We start from the raw sequence: 16,446 nt of genomic DNA, 5'->3' as shown, positions 1-16,446 counted from the left end.
ACAGGAGGAATGAACCCATGTCCCAATTCGGTTTCCAGCTTTACAGCGCCCGCAATTTCCAGCCCTTCACCAATATCTATCCGCTCCTCACCGAAGCCGGATACACCCATGTCGAAGGCTATGGCGCCATGTATGCCGCCCTTGATGACGCGGGCCTCAACGCGCTGCGCGCCGATCTCGACCGCAATGGGCTGACCATGCCGACCGGCCACTTCGGTCTCGACCTTCTGGAAAGCGATCCGACCCGCGCCCTGAAGATCGCCAAGCTTCTCGGCATCGAGGCGGTCTATTGCCCCTATCTCCTGCCCGACATGCGCCCGAAGGATGCCAGCAGCTGGTTTTCCTTCGGCCAGCGCCTGCAGGAAATCGGCAAGCCGATCCGTGATGCGGGGCTGACCTTCGGCTGGCACAATCACGATTTCGAGTTCGTCACGCTGGAGGACGGCTCCACGCCGCAGGAGCAGATCTTTGCCGGCGGCCCTGAGCTGGCCTGGGAAGCCGACATCGCCTGGATCATCCGCGGCGCCGCCGATCCCTTCGCCTGGATCGAGAGCTACGGCAAGCGCATCACCGCGGTCCACGTCAAGGACATCGCGCCGGCCGGCACCAATACCGAAGAAGACGGCTGGGCCGATGTGGGGCAAGGCACCGTGCCGTGGAAGGATCTGATGGCCGCGCTGAAGGCTTACGGCGTGCGCCACTACATCCTCGAACACGACAATCCAAAGGATGTTGCCCGCCTCATCAAGCGCTCCATCGCCGCCTTCAACACCTACTGATCCTCCCACGGCATTTCACCCAATCAGGACACTATTCCATGGCACGCGAACTCGGCGTCGGCATCATTGGATGCGGCAACATCTCGACCACCTACTTCTCGCTCGCACCCCTCTTCAAGGGGCTCAAGGTGCTGGCCTGTTCCGACCTCAACATGAACGCCGCCGAGCTTCGCGCCGAGGAATACGGCGTGAAGGCCCAGACGATCGAAGACCTGCTCGCCAATGACGAGCTGGACATCATCGTCAACCTGACCATCCCGGATGCGCATTATGCGGTGTCGAAGCGCATCCTCGAGGCCGGCAAGCACGTCTACTCGGAAAAGCCGCTGGTCCTGAGCCTCGAACAGGGCGAAGACCTGCGGCGGATCGCCAGCGGCAAGGGGCTCTCCGTCGGCTGCGCGCCGGACACTTTCCTCGGCGGCGCCCACCAGCTGGCCCGCGCCTTCATCGACAAGGGCGGCATCGGCCGGATCACCTCGGGCACCTGCCACGTCATGAGCCCAGGCATGGAGATGTGGCATCCGAACCCGGACTTCTTCTTCCTGCCCGGCGGCGGCCCGATCCTCGATCTCGGCCCCTACTACATCGCCAATCTGATCAACCTCATCGGTCCGGTGAAGCGGGTTGCCGCCTTGACCTCGATGGCCAGTGAGACCCGCACCATCACCAGCCAGCCGCGCGCCGGCGAGGTGATCCCGGTCAAGACGCCGACCAACGTCCATGCGCTCCTCGAGTTCCAGAACGGCGCGACGGTCACGCTCTCGGCCAGCTGGGATGTCTGGTCGCACCGCCATGCCAACATGGAACTTTACGGCACCGAGGGCTCGCTCTACGTGCCCGACCCGAATTTCTTCGGCGGTCTCGTCGAGGCTTCCGGCCGGGACAAGGAGATCCATCCGCTGGAGAGCTGGGACCACCCGTTCGGCGTCAATAACCAGGACCATGCCAATGGCCCGCGCGCCAACTACCGCACCGCCGGCCTCGCCGACATGGCGGTCGCCATCCTCGAAGGCCGCGACGCCCGCTGCTCGCTCGACCGCGCCCTCCATGGCGTCGACGTCATGACGGCGATCCTCAAATCCGGCGAGACGGGCCAGTTCGTCACCCTCTCGACCACCTGCACCCAGCCCGCGGCGCTCGGCATCGAGGAGGCGCAGGCTCTGCTCAGGTAAGTGTACGCTTCGGATTGCAGCGGGCACCGGATCGGGCATGAATGGGCAGGAAAAGACTGCGGCCGTGCCTCGGACCGGCCCATCTGCCTGCGGCCCGCTCATCCGGTCCTTCGACCCCTCCTCTCCCCACCGGGGAGAGGGTGGCGCGTAGCGCCGGGTGAGGGGGCGGCAGCCGCGACGGTCGACAGGTGCGCCGCTGCTGCCGAGGAAGGAGACTGTCGACAAGGGCAGGGCGACGGCCACGAGAGAGCCCCGCCCCCTTGTGGGGAGGGGTTGGGGAGGGGTAATTCTTCCTCCCCGAATATCATTGGAGGAGACTTTCATGACCTGGCAACCCGCCGAAGACCGCTACGCCCGAATGACCTACAACCGCTGCGGCAAGAGCGGCCTGAAGCTGCCGGCGATCTCGCTCGGTCTGTGGCACAATTTCGGCGACGACACGCCGCACGCCCTGAAACAGTCGATCGTCCGCAAGGCCGTCGACCTCGGCATCACCCATTTCGATCTCGCCAACAATTACGGCCCCCCCGGTGGCAGCGCCGAACTCGCCTTCGGCGAAATCCTCAAGACCGATCTCGCCGGCTATCGCGATGAGCTGGTCGTCTCGTCCAAGGCGGGCTACGGCATGTGGCCCGGCCCCTATGGCGAATGGGGCAGCCGCAAATATCTGATCGCATCCTGCGACCAGAGCCTCAAGCGCCTCGGCCTGGACTACGTCGACATCTTCTATTCGCACCGCTTCGATCCCGACACGCCGCTCGAAGAGACCTGCGGCGCGCTGGACCACATCGTCCGGTCGGGCAGGGCGCTCTATGTCGGCCTCTCCTCCTACAATTCGAAGCGCACCCGCGAGGCGGTCGAGATCCTGAAGAGCCTCGGCACCCCCTGCCTGATCCACCAGCCGAGCTATTCGATGATCAACCGCTGGATCGAGGAGGACGGCCTGATCGATACGCTGGAAGAGCTCGGCATCGGCTCGATCGTCTTCTCGCCGCTCGCCCAGGGCATGCTGACCGCCAAATATCTCGCCGGCATTCCCGACGAGAGCCGGGCGGCGCAGGACAAGTCGCTCAATCGCGAGTTCCTCAACGACCGCAACGTCGAGAATATCCGCAAGCTCAACGCCATCGCCGAACGGCGCGGCCAGACGCTGGCCCAGATGGCGCTCGCCTGGGTCCTGCGCGGCGACCGCATCACCACCGCACTGATCGGCGCATCCAGGCCGAGCCAGGTCGAGGACTGCGTCAAGGCGCTGGAGAAACGGGATTTTACCGCGGACGAACTGGTCGAGATCGACATCTACGCGAAGGATGCCGACATCAACCTCTGGGCCGCCTCGGCCGAACGCAAGGGGCCGGCCCGGAAAAAGAAGTGACGCTGGAATTCGGGTTTACCCCCTCTGGCCTGCCGGCCATCTCCCCCACAAGGGGGGAGTGAGACCTCGGCAGACCGCCCGACTTCCGCTGGCAGGGAGTTGTGGCGCTTCAGGTGACGACCAAGGGAGGGTGTGACGGCAGCGGATCGTCTCCCCCCTTGTGGGGGAGATGTCGGCCTCGCCGACAGGGGGGTGTTTTCCGAAAAAATGGAGGAGAGACGCAGCATGATCCACAACCCCATCCTGCCGGGCTTCAACCCGGATCCGTCGATCGTCCGGGTCGGCGAAGACTATTACATCGCCACCTCCACCTTCGAGTGGTATCCCGGCGTGCAGATCCATCACTCGCGCGATCTGGTCAACTGGACGCTGGTGCGCCGGCCGCTGGAGCGGAAGTCGCAGCTCGACATGCGCGGCAATCCCGACAGCTGCGGCGTCTGGGCGCCGTGCCTGTCCCATGCCGACGGCCAGTTCTTTCTCGTCTATACCGACGTCAAGCGCTTCGACGGCAATTTCAAGGACGCGCACAACTACATCGTCACCGCCTCGTCGATCGATGCCGAATGGTCCGATCCGGTCTATGTGAACTCCTCCGGCTTCGACCCCTCGCTGTTCCACGATGACGACGGCCGCAAATGGTTCCTCAACATGCAGTGGAACCACCGCACCGAGAGCTATGGCGGTTCGCCCAAGCATCCTGCCTTTGACGGTATCCTGCTGCAGGAATGGGATCCGGTAGCGCGCAAGCTGATTGGACCGCTGAAGAACATCTTCCCCGGCAGTCCGCTGGGCCTGGTCGAGGGACCGCATCTCTTCAAGAGGGACGGTTGGTACTACCTGACCACCGCCGAGGGCGGCACCGGCTACGGCCATGCCGTGACCATGGCGCGGTCGCGGGCGATCGCCGGTCCGTACGAAATGCACCCGGACACCCATCTGATCACCTCCAAGGACCATCCCGAGGCGGCACTGCAGCGTTCCGGCCATGGCCAGTATGTCGAGACGCCCGAGGGCGAAGCCTATCACACCCATCTCTGCGGCCAGCCGCTACCCCCGAAGCGCCGTTGCACGCTGGGGCGCGAGACGGCGCTGCAGAAATGCGTATGGAAGGACGACGGCTGGCTCTATCTCGAAAACGGCGGTCCGGTCCCGGCGCTGGAGGTTGCGCCCCCAGGACCGGTGGAACGCATCGAGCGGCCGGAGAACATCCGTCGTGATTTCGACGACGCCGTCCTGCCACCGGAGTTCCAGTGGCTGCGGACTCCCGAGCCGGAACGCCTGTTTTCCCTTGCCGCTAGACCGGGCCATTTGCGGCTCTTGGGCCGCGAAAGCCTCGGTTCCTGGTTCGAGCAGTCCCTGGTGGCGCGCCGGCAGGAGGATCATCGCTTCCGCGCCGAGACCCGCGTCGACTTCACGCCCGACACCTACCAGCAGGTCGCGGGTCTCACCCACTACTACAATCGCCACAAGCTGCACGCGCTGGGCGTGACCCTGCACGAGAAGCTCGGCCGCGTCGTGACCATCCTCTCCTGCGCCGGTGATTATCCCGATGGCCGGCTAAGTTTCCCAGTTGATCAGGGCGTGAGCCTGCCCGATGGCGCGGTCGACCTCGCCATGGAGGTGTCCGACAACGATCTCCGGTTCTTCTGGCGACCCGCTGCCGATGGCATGGGCGAGGGGAGCGGAGAGGCCGCCTGGCAACCGATCGGCCCCGTCCTCGACGCCGGCGTGATCTCCGACGAGGGCGGCCGAGGCGAGCACGGCTCGTTCACCGGCGCCTTTGCCGGCATGTTCGCCTTCGACACCAGCGGGAGAGGCCAGCCGGCGGATTTCGACCACTTTCTGTATCAGCGGCGCTGAAGGGGAACAGGCGCCAGATCCCTCTTCGTCATGATCGGGCCCGTCCCGCGCATCTGCTACTCCACCGCTTTTCCGACGATACGGCCTCGCAGGCGCTGGCAGATCCTCGGCAAGGCCGAGGATGAAGGCGTATTTGCTGATAGGCAAAGCCAGATTACCCCAGCCGCTCGGCATGCCACTTCAGGTGATCGTCCATGAAGGTCGAGATGAAGTAGTAGGAGTGGTCATAGCGCTCGTGCATCCGCAGAGTCAGGCCGATATCGGTGCCCTTGATGGCTTCCTCGAACAGCCAGGGCTTCAGGCCGGTTTCCAGGAAGCTGTCGGCCTTGCCCTGGTCGATCAGGAACTCGGGGAAGCGGGCGCCATCCTCGACCAGCGCGCACGCATCGTATTGCCGCCACTTGGCCCGGTCGGCGCCGAGGTATTTTTCGAACGCATCCTGCGTCCAGTCGGCGGTCAGCGGATTGACGATCGGCGCGAAGGCCGAGCAGCTCTTGAAGCGCTCCGGGTTCTTCAGCGCAATAGTCATCGCGCCATGGCCACCCATCGAATGACCGAAAATGCCCTGCCGGTCCATGTCGACGCGGAAATGCTCGCCCATCAGCGCCGGAAGTTCTTCCGTGATGTAGGAATACATCTGGAAGTGTTCGGCCCAGGGGCTTTCGGTGGCATCGAGATACATGCCGGCGCCCTTGCCCATCTTCCAGTTGGTCAGTTCATCCGGCACGTCCGTGCCGCGCGGGCTGGTGTCGGGGCAGACGACGATCAGGCCGAGCTCCGCGGCCATGCGGCGATACTCGCCCTTTTCCATGACATTGGCGTGGGTGCAGGTCAGGCCCGACAGATACCACAGCACCGGCCGGCGCTCGGCGATCGCCTGGGGTGGGACGAAGACGGCAAAGGTCATTTCGCACTTCGTCGTTTCCGATTCGTGGGAGAATACGCCCTGCATGCCGCCAAAGGCGGTGTTCTGCGAGAGGATCTTCATGGGTGGATTTTCCTTTGGTCTAGCCGGCTAAAGAAACTGCAGCGTTGACGGCGGCGGCAACGAGCACGGTGTTGAAGAAATACGAGACGATCGAATGCAGGAGATTGACGCGGCGCATCGTCGTGGAGGTGATCGCTGTGTCGGAGGTCTGTGCCGTCATGCCGATGACGAAGGAGAAATAGAGAAAATCCCAGCCGCACGGATCGGGAGAGCCCGGAAACTCCAGCCCGCCGCGATTGTCGGGCTCCTCGGTCGTGGTGTCGGGACGCCAGTAGAGATGGCCGTAGTGGACGGCCACCATGGTATGAATGGTGAGCCAGCCACCGAGGACGGAAGAGAAGGCGAGCACCAGCTCAAGCGCGCTTCCGCCCGTTGGCCTGTTCAGCGCGAGGAAGAGGGAGACCACAACGACCACAACGGCACCCAGCGTCACGAGCAGGATGACTGGCGCCGGCTCGTCGGCCTCCTCGGCCTTGTCCTTGAGATAGTCGGCAGTCATCAGCGGCAGCCGCAAACCGATCAGAACCAGATAAGTGAGGAAAAACACCAGGGCGCCAGCCTCGAGCACGAGCCGTGCATTGAGGAGCGCGACCAGCATAGCCGCGACCACCGCCGCCATGAGCGCGGCGTAGAACGGCCCGTGCCGATGGTCGATCAGGCGGTCAAAACGGCTGGCCAAGTCCGATCCTCCGGTCCGCGTCTCGTGTCGAAAGTGCTTCGACTATCACGCCTTCGCCCGCCGGCAAAGCCGCTCCAGCGTTTCGAGGAAGGCCGAGCGGTCGCGCGGCGAAAAGGCGGCGTTGTAGCCCTTGCTCTCTCCGGTCTCGCGCAGGTGTGCGCCGAGATCCCGCATGGCGGTCGCCATGCCGATATTGGCCACGTCGAACACGCGGCCCGTCGGTCCGGTGACGAGGGCGCCGGCCGCAACGCAACGGCCGGCCAGCGGCACGTCGGCCGTCACCACGATGTCGCCGGTACCGGCCCGTTCGGCGATCCAGTCGTCCGCAGCGTCGAACCCGTTCGACACGATGACGTTCTTGACCATCGGGTCGCGCGAGGGCCTCAGTCCCGAATTGGCGACGAAAGTCACCTCGAGGCCGTGGCGCTCGGCGACTTTCAGGATTTCCGGCTTGACCGGGCAGGCATCGGCATCGACGTAGATCACTGAGGTCATCAATCCTTCATTCCGCCGAGGCCGAAGTGGCCCTGGCTAGTCCCGTGTCCAGATCTCTCCGGTCACCTTTTCCGAGCCGCCATAAGTCCACACGCCCTGCCAGGTTCCGTCCGACTGCTCGAAATACATGGCGATGCCGAAATTGTCCTCGGCCACATAGCCGACCGAGATCGCTGTGTCATCCTCGCTGGCGGGACCCATTTCGAAGCGCCCTTCGCCGACGAACTTGGCCCCGATCCCGGTGCCGATCGATTCCTTGCCTCCAATGTCCCACACGACGATATAGGTTTCTCCGTGCCGGGACACTTCGACTGTCCCGGTATAGTCCTCGCCGGAATCCGGATTGCGTCCGACGAGTGTGTAGCTCCCGGTCGGATCGGCCGCGGCAATACCCGGCAGAGCGAGCAGGGCAATGGTAGTCAGTGCATATTTGATCGACATGTGCTTCCCCCAATGGATTGCCGACCGGACGATCGGAACCGCCGCAATCTAGCATATTTCGGAGCCTTTGCAGGGGAGGGGGCGAACGGCCGTCCTGACTATTTTCAGGACGGCCGTGCGTAACTGCGTCAATAAACCACGACGCCGCGGATGCTCTCACCCTTGTGCATCATGTCGAAGCCCTTGTTGATGTCGTCGAGCGGCATGGTGTGGGTGATCATCGGGTCGATCAGGATCTTGCCGTCCATGTACCAGTCGACGATCTTCGGCACGTCGGTGCGGCCGCGCGCGCCGCCAAACGCAGTGCCCATCCAGTTGCGGCCGGTGACCAGCTGGAACGGACGCGTCGAGATCTCCTGGCCGGCACCCGCCACCCCGATGATGATCGACTTGCCCCAGCCGCGATGCGAGGATTCCAGCGCCTGGCGCATCACCTTGGTATTGCCGGTGCAGTCGAAGGTATAGTCCGCCCCGCCGATCAGGTCGCCGTTGCGCTTGGTCAGGTTGACGAGATAGGGCACGATGTCGTCGCCGACCTCCTTCGGATTGACGAAATGCGTCATGCCGAACTTTTCGCCCCATTCCTTGCGGTCGTTGTTGATGTCGACACCGATGATCATGTCGGCACCGGCCAGCCGCAGGCCCTGCAGCACGTTGAGACCGATGCCGCCGAGGCCGAAGACGATGGCGGTCGCGCCGATCTCCACCTTGGCGGTGTTGATCACCGCGCCGATGCCGGTGGTGACCCCGCAGCCGATATAGCAGATCTTGTCGAAGGGTGCGTCCGGGTTGACCTTGGCCACCGCGATTTCCGGCAGCACGGTGAAGTTGGAAAAGGTCGAGCAGCCCATGTAATGGTGGATCTTGTCCTTGCCGATCGAGAACCGCGAGGTGCCGTCCGGCATAAGCCCTTGCCCCTGCGTGGAGCGGATGGCGGTGCACAGATTGGTCTTGCGCGACAGGCAGGAATAGCATTCGCGGCATTCCGGCGTGTAGAGCGGAATGACATGGTCGCCCTTCTTCACCGAGGTGACGCCGGGGCCGACATCGACGACGATGCCGGCACCCTCATGGCCCAGGATCGCCGGAAACAGCCCTTCCGGATCGGCGCCCGAGAGCGTGAAATCGTCGGTATGGCAAATCCCGGTCGCCTTGACCTCGATCAGCACCTCACCGGCCCGCGGGCCTTCGAGCTGTACGGTCATGATTTCCAGCGGTTTGCCGGCCTGTGTGGCGACGGCGGCGCGAGTGTCCATGGGGTGTCTCCGTTTTTGTTGTATAGGAAGTGATCATGGCATGCCGGAGGAGTCCGCCTCAAGGGGAGGTCGGGCTTGCCCACCCGTCACGCCGTCAGAAAGAGACGACCTTCACGCGCCTTGGCGCGGCTCGATCAGCGGCACATGTCTGGCCGCGTCCCGCCCCATCTGTCCGGTGAGCCGCGGATCGTCGGTCACTTCGACCATGAAGGCATAAGGGCGAAAGCCCGAGCGCTGATAGAAGGAAAGCGCGCCCGGATGATCGAAATGGCAGGTGTGGACCCAGAACCGTTTGATCGGCTTCTCCCATGCCTTGTCGATCGCCGCGTTCATCAGCATCCGTCCGGCACCCTGTCCGATCGCGTCGGACACCAGGCCGAAATAGGCGAGTTCGCATTCGTCCGCCTTGCGGAAGTCGAGTTCCAGCAGGCCGATTCGGCGCGCTCCATCCATCAGCGTGTAGACGTGGACGTCCGGGTCGGTGAGAATGGCGTGAAGCTTTTCGTCGGGCATGACCAGCCGCGAGAACCACATCCATTCCTCGCCGATCGCCCGGAACAGCGCCCGATATTCGCCGAGGTCGGGATGGTCCCAGCGTTCGATGCTCAGGCCTGATTCGGTCGCGCGCGCGCGCTTGGTCGCCGGCTTTTCCAGCATTTCCAGGCAGGTGACGACATTGGCGATCTTGCCGGCGGGCACGGCCGAATAGCCGTCGGGGAGGAGCGGGTTCACGGAATCCATGAGCACCTTTGGAACCGCTTGGGCCAATCAAGTCAAGGGGCGTCTGGCGATGGTCATGCGGCCATATCCTCGTCGAGAAAGAACGAGTCCGGTACCTGGAGCCAGCGCCGCGCGGGCTCCACCTGCGCATGCCTCAGGCTCGAGGGCGGAAGGATGGTTTTGATAAAGGCTTGCCAGTCCGGATGGCGCAGGTGAGGTGAGGTCCCGCGATCGATCGCCGTGAGGATCTCTTCCTTGACGGGGGAGAGAAGGGGAGCTCCCTGGCCCAGCCGGTCGCGCAGGATTCGTTGCACATAGGCCACGTCGTCCGCACCGATGCCCGTCCGCAATGCCCGCCGTTTGGCATAGGCTCCACGCCCCTCTGCAAGCGCGATCCTCAACTGGTCGAGCATCAGCATCTTGAGCGATGGCGGGACGTGGCGGGCGATGTCCATCATGTGAAGAACCGCCGCAAACTCGAGTTCGCCCTCGACTACGCCGTCCTTGAACAATACACGCTCGACCCAGTCGACGTTTATCTCGTCAAGAGAGCCGATGGGATGGCAGCGATCGACGATGAAGCCCGCCATCTGCTCGACGAAATAGTCGGCCCATTCCGGGCACTTATCGGGACAACAGGCGTTGAGCGCCATCAACGTCACCACGTCGTCGGGCGTTCTGACGCCCTCCGGGAAGGTATATCTGCGCAATAGCAGGATGTCCTCTGCGGACAGCCTGCTGTTCCCGGCGACGACACATGCCGGAAAAGAGAGCCGAAACTCGCTCATCTTCCTATCCCTGTTTCATCATGAAACTGGGCGGAACATTGCCCGACAAACATTGCGTTTCCGCCAATGAAGGGGGTTAGCGAGCGTTTGACGGAAAAGCTAGAATCAACGCCTTTCGGCGGTCCGCCGCTGCTCCCGCCAGAGAATGAACAGGCCCGAGCCGACGATGATCAGGATGCCGACCCATTTTGACACAGTCGGAAAATCGTTGAACAGGGCATACCCCAAAATGGTCGCTGCGATGATTTCGAAATACTGGAAGGGCGCGAGCACCGAGAGTGGCGCCATGCGGAAGGCGCGCACCACGATCAGGTGAGCATAGCCGGAGATCGATCCGAGAATCACCAGCAGCACGAGGCCGAGCCAGGACGTCGGCAGCGAGATCGCGAAGTCGTCTTGTCCCGCGGCATTGCCGCCGATGAGCACCACGCCCATGAACAGTGTCCCGCCGATTCCGGCCATGGTCTGCATGGTGACCGGGCTATCAGCCTCGCCGATGGCCCGATTGAGAAACATATAGAGGGCATAGAGGAAGGCGCAGGCGACGGGCAGGAGCGATGTGAGGCCGAACACCGCATAGCTCGGCTGGATGACGATCATCGCCCCGCCGAAGCCGACGACGATCGCCAGCCAGCGCCGCCAGCCGACCTTTTCGCCAAGAAAGATCGCCGACAGCGCCGTCAGGATGAAGGGCTCGACGAAATAGATGGCGAAAACGTCGGCAAGCGGCATGTATTTGACCGCGGTGAAGAACATCAGGCTCGCCGCCGCGTGCAACACGCCACGCAGCAGGTTCAACCTCGGCCGTTTGGCAGACAGCGCGCTACGCCCCTGGATAGCCAGCAGGAACGGCAGGATGCAGACCATCTGGAAGAAGAATTGGTAGAAATTCACCTGACCCGGTGACATGCCCTCGACGTTCGCCATGTATTTGGCGATCGCATCCATGAACGGCAGCACCAGCATGCAGCCGGCCATCAGGGCCATGCCCTTGATCGTCGTGTCTGTGGCTGAAGGGCGGTTGTCGGACATGGCAGATGGCCTTGCTAAAGCGCCTACCAAGCACGCGTCAGAGAGTTGTTCAAGCCCGGTTGGGGCGCTTGTGGTACAGCCTCGTTGCCAAGCGTGTACACCGCCGGCGATGCCTCCGCTGGACCGGGCTAAACGTCGCGCGCGGTCGGCCCGAAGACGTCCTCGAAGGCTTCGCGCAGGCGGATGTCGACGTCCGCCATCATGACCAGCTGGCCGAGATCGACGAGGCTCGTCACGCCATAGGCGCTGATGCCGCAGGGCACGATGCCGGAGAAATGCGAAAGATCCGGATCGACATTGATCGACAGGCCGTGGAAGCTCACCCAGCGGCGCAGCCGGATGCCGAGCGCGGCGATCTTGTCCTCGGCCATCGAGCCGTCGGGCAGCGCCGGCTTTTCCGGCCGGCGCACCCAGACGCCAACCCGGTCCTCGCGCCGCTCGCCCTTGACGTTCATCTTTTCGAGCGTTCGTATCACCACTTCTTCAAGCGCCGCCACATAGGCGCGTACGTCCTGGCGCCGACGCTTCAGGTCCAGCATGACATAGGCGACCCGCTGGCCCGGCCCGTGATAGGTGTACTCGCCGCCCCGGCCGGTAGCAAAGACCGGGAATCGCTCCGGCTCGATCAGGTCGGCCTCGTCCGCGCTTGTGCCGGCGGTATAGAGCGGCGGGTGTTCGAGCAGCCAGACCAGTTCGTCCGCCGTGCCATCAGCGATCGCGGCGACCTGGCGTTCCATCTCGGCGACCGCTTCCTCGTAGGGGACGAGATCTTCGGAGATCCGCCAGCGCACCGGCGGCGATCCGGGAAGGGGGAGCATTTCGGTCGACAGATCGGTGCGCTGCATGGGTGAAAAACCTTCAATTTCCCTCTACTTGGCAAGAAAACCACGGGACTTCAAGGGCAGCCCGGGGGCGTCCGGCGCGTGCGCTCCCCTGGCCGCTCGGGAAATCGCAAAAATCTGTCATGGTGGCCTTGTGCACCGGTAATGCTTTTGGTACATGCAGCCCCGCCGGAGCAATTCGGCGCTACCAGGATGCGGTCGTGGCGGAATTGGTAGACGCGCAGCGTTGAGGTCGCTGTGTCGCAAGACGTGGAAGTTCGAGTCTTCTCGACCGCACCATTCTTCCTGTCGGAAGAATACGAAAGCCGGCTCACCGAAAGGTGGCCGGCTTCGTCGTTTCAGCCCCATGTCCGATAGACGATCAGTCCGTGTCGCGCGGCATATGCGTGTCCACACCCATCGTCGTGATGAAGTTGCGGACTTCGGAAACGCCCTTTACGCCCAACACCCGCAGCTCGATCATTCGCCGCTCCTCTGCCGTATCGACCGCGCCCCGCAGGGTAACGACGTGCCGGTCCGCATGGATGTCGAGGGCGGCAAGCAATGATTCCGGCATCTCGTCAAGAGCATCGGCGATGTCTGCCTCCAACTGGTCGCTGTTTTCGCGGTGATCGGTCTCCGGCAGTACGGGCGCATTGACCGGCCCCTCTCCTCCATCGGCAGCGACATCGGTGATGCGATAGCCGCCATTGCGCTCGCGGTCGAAGTTGGCCCCCGTCTCGCCATAGGCGCTGTTGCCGACCGGTCGGGAAGCGGCACCTGCGCCGTCGTCGTAGGGCCAGCCGTTTTCGATGTCGCGCTGCTCGAAATCGCGATAGTCCTCTTCGCGGCTTAAGTCCTTCTTTCTGTCGCCGATCGTCATGTCCTGCGCTCCTTGGCTCGGATGTGGTCCGAGATAACGCGTGACACCCGCTTTTGGTTCGACGCAGCAGCGTCAACTCACCGGAGGCCCCTTTCCCATCTGCGGATCAGCCGGTCGCGCTTCAGCCTGGAAAGGCGCTGCAGCCAGAACATGCCGTCGAGCTGGTCGATCTCGTGCTGCATGCAGACCCCGGGAAAGCCCTCGAGCCTTTGCTCATGCAAGATGCCGTCGAGATCGTGGTAGCGGATATCAATGGCGCGCGGCCGCGTCACCGTCTCCGTCGCGCCCGGCATGGAAACGCTGCCCTCGATATGCTCCATGGTCTCCGCGGAGGTCCACAGAATCTCCGGATTGACATAGTCGCGCCGGCCTCCGATCTCCGGCAGGTCGAGCACGACGAGCCGTAGCGCCACCCCGATATGTGCCGCGGTGATTCCCACGCCAGGCGCCGCCCGCAGGGTGTCATGAAGATCATCGACAAGAGCGCGTAGATCGCTATCGAAAGCCTCGACGGGGACGCAAGGGAGCTTGAGGGCTGGATCGGGAAACCGGATGATGGAACGGACGCTCACGGGTGTCTCTCTGGTGGGCGAGGCTTGCCGAGTTGACGGCGCATTCGAAGCTGGACCGCGCTGCCCCGTTAGGTTAGCAGGAACTGTTCGCAAATGCATATCGACCAGCGCGTTGCGCTAGTCGTTTGTTGACAAAGCGTTTTCCCGTCCCATTCTGCAGGGAGACGGGAAAGCCGGGCGTGAAGATCTGAAGGGCGAGGGCGCAAGCATGACCGAAACCGGCGAAGATATCCGCGTTCGCGCCGCCCCGGAGGACAGCCACGAGGATATTTACGCCGACAACGGTTCGATCCGCTCCGACTTCCTTACCCTGGTCGGCGCGGCGATCGCCGATCGCGACCTGCTGTTCCTGCGCCAGCACGTCGCGCGGCTGCACGAATCCGAACTCGGCGACCTGATCGAGGCGATCCAGCCCGACCAGCGAATCGCGCTTGTCCGCCTGCTCGGCGACGACTTCGACATGACGGCGCTGACGGAGGTGGACGAGGCGATCCGCCTGCAGATCGTCCAGCATCTGCCGAATGCCCAGATCGCCGCGGCGCTCGGCGATCTCGATTCGGACGACGCCGTCTACATTCTCGAGGATCTGGACCACGACGACCGCGAGGACATTCTCTCGCAGCTTTCGTTCACCGAACGGGTAAGGCTGCGGCGCGCCCTCGACTATCCGGAAAGCTCGGCCGGTCGCCGCATGCAGACGGAATTCGTCGCCGTTCCGCCGTTCTGGACCGTTGGTCAGACGATCGACTACATGCGCGACGAGGAGGACTTGCCGGAGAGCTTCACCCAGATCTTCGTCATCGACCCGACCTTCAAGTTGCTCGGCACCATCGACCTCGACCGCATCCTGCGCACCAAGCGGCAGGTCAAGGTCGAGACGATCATGCGCGAGACCAGCCACCCCATCCCGGCCGAGATGGACCAGGAAGAGGCGGCCCAGCTGTTCGAGCAATACGACCTTCTCTCCGCCGCCGTCGTCGACGAAAACGACCGCCTGGTCGGCGTGCTGACCATCAACGACGTGGTCGACGTGATCCAGGAAGAGGCGGAGGAAGACTTGATGCGCCTTGGCGGCGTCGGCGACGAAGAACTCTCGGACAGTATCCGGGAGACCTCGCGCTCGCGCATTCCCTGGCTGCTGGTCAATCTGTTGACCGCCTTCCTTGCTGCCTCGGTGATCTCGCTGTTTGAGGCGACGATCGAGGAAATCGTTGCACTTGCCATCCTTATGCCGATCGTCGCCGGAATGGGCGGCAATGCGGGATCGCAGACCATGACCGTTTCGGTCCGCGCGCTCGCCACCCGCGATCTTGATATTCACAATGCTTGGCGCGTCGTGCGGCGCGAGGCCGGCGTCGGTCTGCTCAATGGAGTGGTGCTGGGTATCCTGATCGGTGTCATCGCCGGTATCTGGTTCCAGGACATCAATATCGGCGGGATAATCGCCACAGCCATGCTCATCAACATGTTCGCCGCCGCCGTGGCCGGCATTCTGATCCCTCTGCTGCTCGTCAAGGTCGGCGCCGATCCGGCGGTTTCATCGGCCGTATTCGTCACGACCGTTACCGACATCACCGGTTTTTTCGCTTTCCTCGGGCTCGCTGCCTGGTGGTTCAACGTGTACTGATGGCCAAAAAATTGACTTATACGTAAAAGTCAATATCATGCCGTTTCCCTAATGAATCGGAACGGTTGTGAAGAAGTATTACAGTATAACTGAGCTGACGCGCGAATTTGGAGTGTCGACCCGCACGCTTCGCTTTTACGAAGACGAGGGCTTGCTCCATCCTGAGCGTCGTGGCCGCACAAGGCTCTACCGCGCCGCCGACCGGCACCTGCTTCAGGAAATACTGCGTGGACGGCGGATCGGTTTCTCAGTAGCCGAAATCCGCGAAATAATCCACGTCTACAAGGAACCGCCGGGCGAAATCGGTCAACTCAAGCTAATGATGAAGAAGATCGATGAGAAGCGCGACGACTTGCGCCAGAAGCGGCGCGACATCGAGGAGACGATCGCCGAACTCGATCAGGCAGAAGAGGCTTGCCTGACGCGCCTCGTGGAGATCGGCGTCGGGACCTGATCCGCCCGACGATTAGCTTCATATCCAGCGCCGCGTGCGCTGGCAGTATTTCTCGAAATCGATGCCGAAACGCGCCAGCAGATGCATCTCCTCCTTGCGGATGGCGACGATCGTCGTGACGATCGCGGCCCCGATGGCGGCGACGAAGAACCAGGCGTTGCCGGTCAGGAACCCGATTGCCAGCGTGATCAGCGTATAGCCGAGATAGATCGGGTTGCGGCTATAGCGGAACGGGCCACTGGTCACCAGCCGCTGCGCACCGCGATGCGGCATCACGGTCGTGCGGTATTCGACCAGCGTCTTGATCGCCCAGAGGTCGAGAGAGAGTGCGGCGGCGACGAGCAGCGCGCCGATCGCGTAGAACAGATAGCCGTTGGGCATCACCGAAGGCAGAATTCCGATGAAGCGATCGGCCAGTAGGGCGAAAAGGATGGCCAGTCCGTACAAGACGGGCGGCCAGGGAAAGCTGAGCGGCTTCAACCTATAGGCATTCATGGTCAGGTC

General features: G+C 63.1%; 18 protein-coding genes and 1 tRNA gene. 7 read left to right on the top strand and 12 right to left on the bottom strand.

What is annotated here, in order from left to right; genetic code table 11:
• The first annotated feature begins 17 nt into the window (after positions 1-17).
• The 4 genes from ACWPVA_RS06775 to ACWPVA_RS06760 all read left to right on the top strand — a co-directional run bounded on the left by ACWPVA_RS06775 (position 18) and on the right by ACWPVA_RS06760 (position 5,186).
• Positions 18-779 carry a sugar phosphate isomerase/epimerase family protein gene (locus ACWPVA_RS06775; RefSeq protein WP_454286957.1) on the top strand — a complete coding sequence of 254 codons (762 nt, stop codon included), beginning with the start codon at positions 18-20 and terminating at the stop codon, positions 777-779.
• Between the two features lie 38 nt (positions 780-817).
• Positions 818-1,951: a Gfo/Idh/MocA family protein gene (locus tag ACWPVA_RS06770; RefSeq protein ID WP_454286956.1), complete on the top strand. Its 1,134-nt coding sequence runs from the start codon at positions 818-820 to the stop codon at positions 1,949-1,951.
• Positions 1,952-2,273: 322 nt separating this feature from the next.
• Positions 2,274-3,326 (top strand): L-glyceraldehyde 3-phosphate reductase, encoded by a 1,053-nt coding sequence (gene mgrA / locus ACWPVA_RS06765; RefSeq protein ID WP_454286955.1) that lies wholly within the window; start codon positions 2,274-2,276, stop codon positions 3,324-3,326.
• A gap of 225 nt (positions 3,327-3,551) precedes the next feature.
• Positions 3,552-5,186, top strand: coding sequence for a glycoside hydrolase family 43 protein (locus ACWPVA_RS06760; RefSeq protein ID WP_454286954.1), 1,635 nt, complete (start codon positions 3,552-3,554; stop codon positions 5,184-5,186).
• 154 nt (positions 5,187-5,340) lie between these two features.
• Here ACWPVA_RS06760 and fghA read toward each other — a convergent pair whose 3' ends face one another.
• The 9 genes from fghA to lipB all read right to left on the bottom strand — a co-directional run bounded on the left by fghA (position 5,341) and on the right by lipB (position 12,430).
• Positions 5,341-6,174 carry an S-formylglutathione hydrolase gene (fghA, locus tag ACWPVA_RS06755; protein WP_454286953.1) on the bottom strand — a complete coding sequence of 278 codons (834 nt, stop codon included), beginning with the start codon at positions 6,172-6,174 and terminating at the stop codon, positions 5,341-5,343.
• A gap of 19 nt (positions 6,175-6,193) precedes the next feature.
• On the bottom strand, positions 6,194-6,793 hold the full coding sequence (locus ACWPVA_RS06750) for a DUF1345 domain-containing protein (RefSeq protein WP_454289544.1): 600 nt from the start codon (positions 6,791-6,793) through the stop codon (positions 6,194-6,196).
• 105 nt (positions 6,794-6,898) lie between these two features.
• Positions 6,899-7,348, bottom strand: coding sequence for a YaiI/YqxD family protein (locus tag ACWPVA_RS06745; protein ID WP_454286952.1), 450 nt, complete (start codon positions 7,346-7,348; stop codon positions 6,899-6,901).
• Positions 7,349-7,384: 36 nt separating this feature from the next.
• Positions 7,385-7,789 (bottom strand): hypothetical protein, encoded by a 405-nt coding sequence (locus ACWPVA_RS06740; protein WP_454286951.1) that lies wholly within the window; start codon positions 7,787-7,789, stop codon positions 7,385-7,387.
• Positions 7,790-7,917: 128 nt separating this feature from the next.
• A complete protein-coding gene (locus ACWPVA_RS06735) occupies positions 7,918-9,045 on the bottom strand; it encodes an S-(hydroxymethyl)glutathione dehydrogenase/class III alcohol dehydrogenase (protein ID WP_454286950.1) in 1,128 nt (375 codons plus the stop codon).
• Positions 9,046-9,156: 111 nt separating this feature from the next.
• Positions 9,157-9,786 (bottom strand): GNAT family N-acetyltransferase, encoded by a 630-nt coding sequence (locus ACWPVA_RS06730; protein WP_454286949.1) that lies wholly within the window; start codon positions 9,784-9,786, stop codon positions 9,157-9,159.
• A gap of 53 nt (positions 9,787-9,839) precedes the next feature.
• Positions 9,840-10,553: a hypothetical protein gene (locus ACWPVA_RS06725; RefSeq protein WP_454286948.1), complete on the bottom strand. Its 714-nt coding sequence runs from the start codon at positions 10,551-10,553 to the stop codon at positions 9,840-9,842.
• A 105-nt stretch (positions 10,554-10,658) separates the two neighbouring features.
• The gene (locus ACWPVA_RS06720) at positions 10,659-11,585 is read right to left on the bottom strand and encodes a DMT family transporter (RefSeq protein WP_454286947.1); all 927 of its coding nucleotides are present in this window, start codon (positions 11,583-11,585) and stop codon (positions 10,659-10,661) included.
• Between the two features lie 128 nt (positions 11,586-11,713).
• Complete coding sequence (gene lipB / locus ACWPVA_RS06715) at positions 11,714-12,430, bottom strand: lipoyl(octanoyl) transferase LipB (RefSeq protein WP_454286946.1); 717 nt, start codon at positions 12,428-12,430, stop codon at positions 11,714-11,716.
• A 191-nt stretch (positions 12,431-12,621) separates the two neighbouring features.
• Between lipB and ACWPVA_RS06710 the strand changes: the two genes are divergently transcribed.
• Positions 12,622-12,706: transfer RNA gene (locus ACWPVA_RS06710), tRNA-Leu, on the top strand.
• A gap of 82 nt (positions 12,707-12,788) precedes the next feature.
• Here the strand turns inward: ACWPVA_RS06710 and ACWPVA_RS06705 are convergent.
• On the bottom strand, positions 12,789-13,289 hold the full coding sequence (locus tag ACWPVA_RS06705; RefSeq protein WP_454286945.1) for a BON domain-containing protein: 501 nt from the start codon (positions 13,287-13,289) through the stop codon (positions 12,789-12,791).
• A gap of 77 nt (positions 13,290-13,366) precedes the next feature.
• The gene (locus ACWPVA_RS06700) at positions 13,367-13,861 is read right to left on the bottom strand and encodes a peptide deformylase (RefSeq protein ID WP_454286944.1); all 495 of its coding nucleotides are present in this window, start codon (positions 13,859-13,861) and stop codon (positions 13,367-13,369) included.
• A gap of 208 nt (positions 13,862-14,069) precedes the next feature.
• Between ACWPVA_RS06700 and mgtE the strand changes: the two genes are divergently transcribed.
• On the top strand, positions 14,070-15,488 hold the full coding sequence (gene mgtE, locus ACWPVA_RS06695; RefSeq protein WP_454286943.1) for a magnesium transporter: 1,419 nt from the start codon (positions 14,070-14,072) through the stop codon (positions 15,486-15,488).
• Between the two features lie 67 nt (positions 15,489-15,555).
• Positions 15,556-15,942: a MerR family transcriptional regulator gene (locus tag ACWPVA_RS06690; protein WP_454286942.1), complete on the top strand. Its 387-nt coding sequence runs from the start codon at positions 15,556-15,558 to the stop codon at positions 15,940-15,942.
• A gap of 18 nt (positions 15,943-15,960) precedes the next feature.
• Here the strand turns inward: ACWPVA_RS06690 and ACWPVA_RS06685 are convergent, their stop codons facing one another.
• A complete protein-coding gene (locus tag ACWPVA_RS06685) occupies positions 15,961-16,437 on the bottom strand; it encodes a methyltransferase family protein (RefSeq protein ID WP_454286941.1) in 477 nt (158 codons plus the stop codon).
• Between the last annotated feature and the right edge of the window lie 9 nt (positions 16,438-16,446).

The organism is Rhizobium arsenicireducens, from assembly GCF_964021225.1.
This window is presented reverse-complemented; position numbering and strand designations above follow the sequence as displayed.

Bases quoted from the DNA above. Each gene is read 5' to 3' on its own strand.
- mgrA (WP_454286955.1), top strand. From the start codon at position 2,274: ATGACCTGGCAACCCGCCGAAGACCGCTACGCCCGAATGACCTACAAC.
- ACWPVA_RS06735 (WP_454286950.1), bottom strand. From the start codon at position 9,045: ATGGACACTCGCGCCGCCGTCGCCACACAGGCCGGCAAACCGCTGGAA.
- ACWPVA_RS06770 (WP_454286956.1), top strand. From the start codon at position 818: ATGGCACGCGAACTCGGCGTCGGCATCATTGGATGCGGCAACATCTCG.
- ACWPVA_RS06750 (WP_454289544.1), bottom strand. From the start codon at position 6,793: ATGGCGGCGGTGGTCGCGGCTATGCTGGTCGCGCTCCTCAATGCACGG.
- ACWPVA_RS06720 (WP_454286947.1), bottom strand. From the start codon at position 11,585: ATGTCCGACAACCGCCCTTCAGCCACAGACACGACGATCAAGGGCATG.
- ACWPVA_RS06745 (WP_454286952.1), bottom strand. From the start codon at position 7,348: ATGACCTCAGTGATCTACGTCGATGCCGATGCCTGCCCGGTCAAGCCG.
- ACWPVA_RS06760 (WP_454286954.1), top strand. From the start codon at position 3,552: ATGATCCACAACCCCATCCTGCCGGGCTTCAACCCGGATCCGTCGATC.
- ACWPVA_RS06775 (WP_454286957.1), top strand. From the start codon at position 18: ATGTCCCAATTCGGTTTCCAGCTTTACAGCGCCCGCAATTTCCAGCCC.
- ACWPVA_RS06730 (WP_454286949.1), bottom strand. From the start codon at position 9,786: ATGGATTCCGTGAACCCGCTCCTCCCCGACGGCTATTCGGCCGTGCCC.
- mgtE (WP_454286943.1), top strand. From the start codon at position 14,070: ATGACCGAAACCGGCGAAGATATCCGCGTTCGCGCCGCCCCGGAGGAC.
- fghA (WP_454286953.1), bottom strand. From the start codon at position 6,174: ATGAAGATCCTCTCGCAGAACACCGCCTTTGGCGGCATGCAGGGCGTA.
- ACWPVA_RS06705 (WP_454286945.1), bottom strand. From the start codon at position 13,289: ATGACGATCGGCGACAGAAAGAAGGACTTAAGCCGCGAAGAGGACTAT.
- lipB (WP_454286946.1), bottom strand. From the start codon at position 12,430: ATGCAGCGCACCGATCTGTCGACCGAAATGCTCCCCCTTCCCGGATCG.
- ACWPVA_RS06725 (WP_454286948.1), bottom strand. From the start codon at position 10,553: ATGAGCGAGTTTCGGCTCTCTTTTCCGGCATGTGTCGTCGCCGGGAAC.
- ACWPVA_RS06685 (WP_454286941.1), bottom strand. From the start codon at position 16,437: ATGAATGCCTATAGGTTGAAGCCGCTCAGCTTTCCCTGGCCGCCCGTC.
- ACWPVA_RS06740 (WP_454286951.1), bottom strand. From the start codon at position 7,789: ATGTCGATCAAATATGCACTGACTACCATTGCCCTGCTCGCTCTGCCG.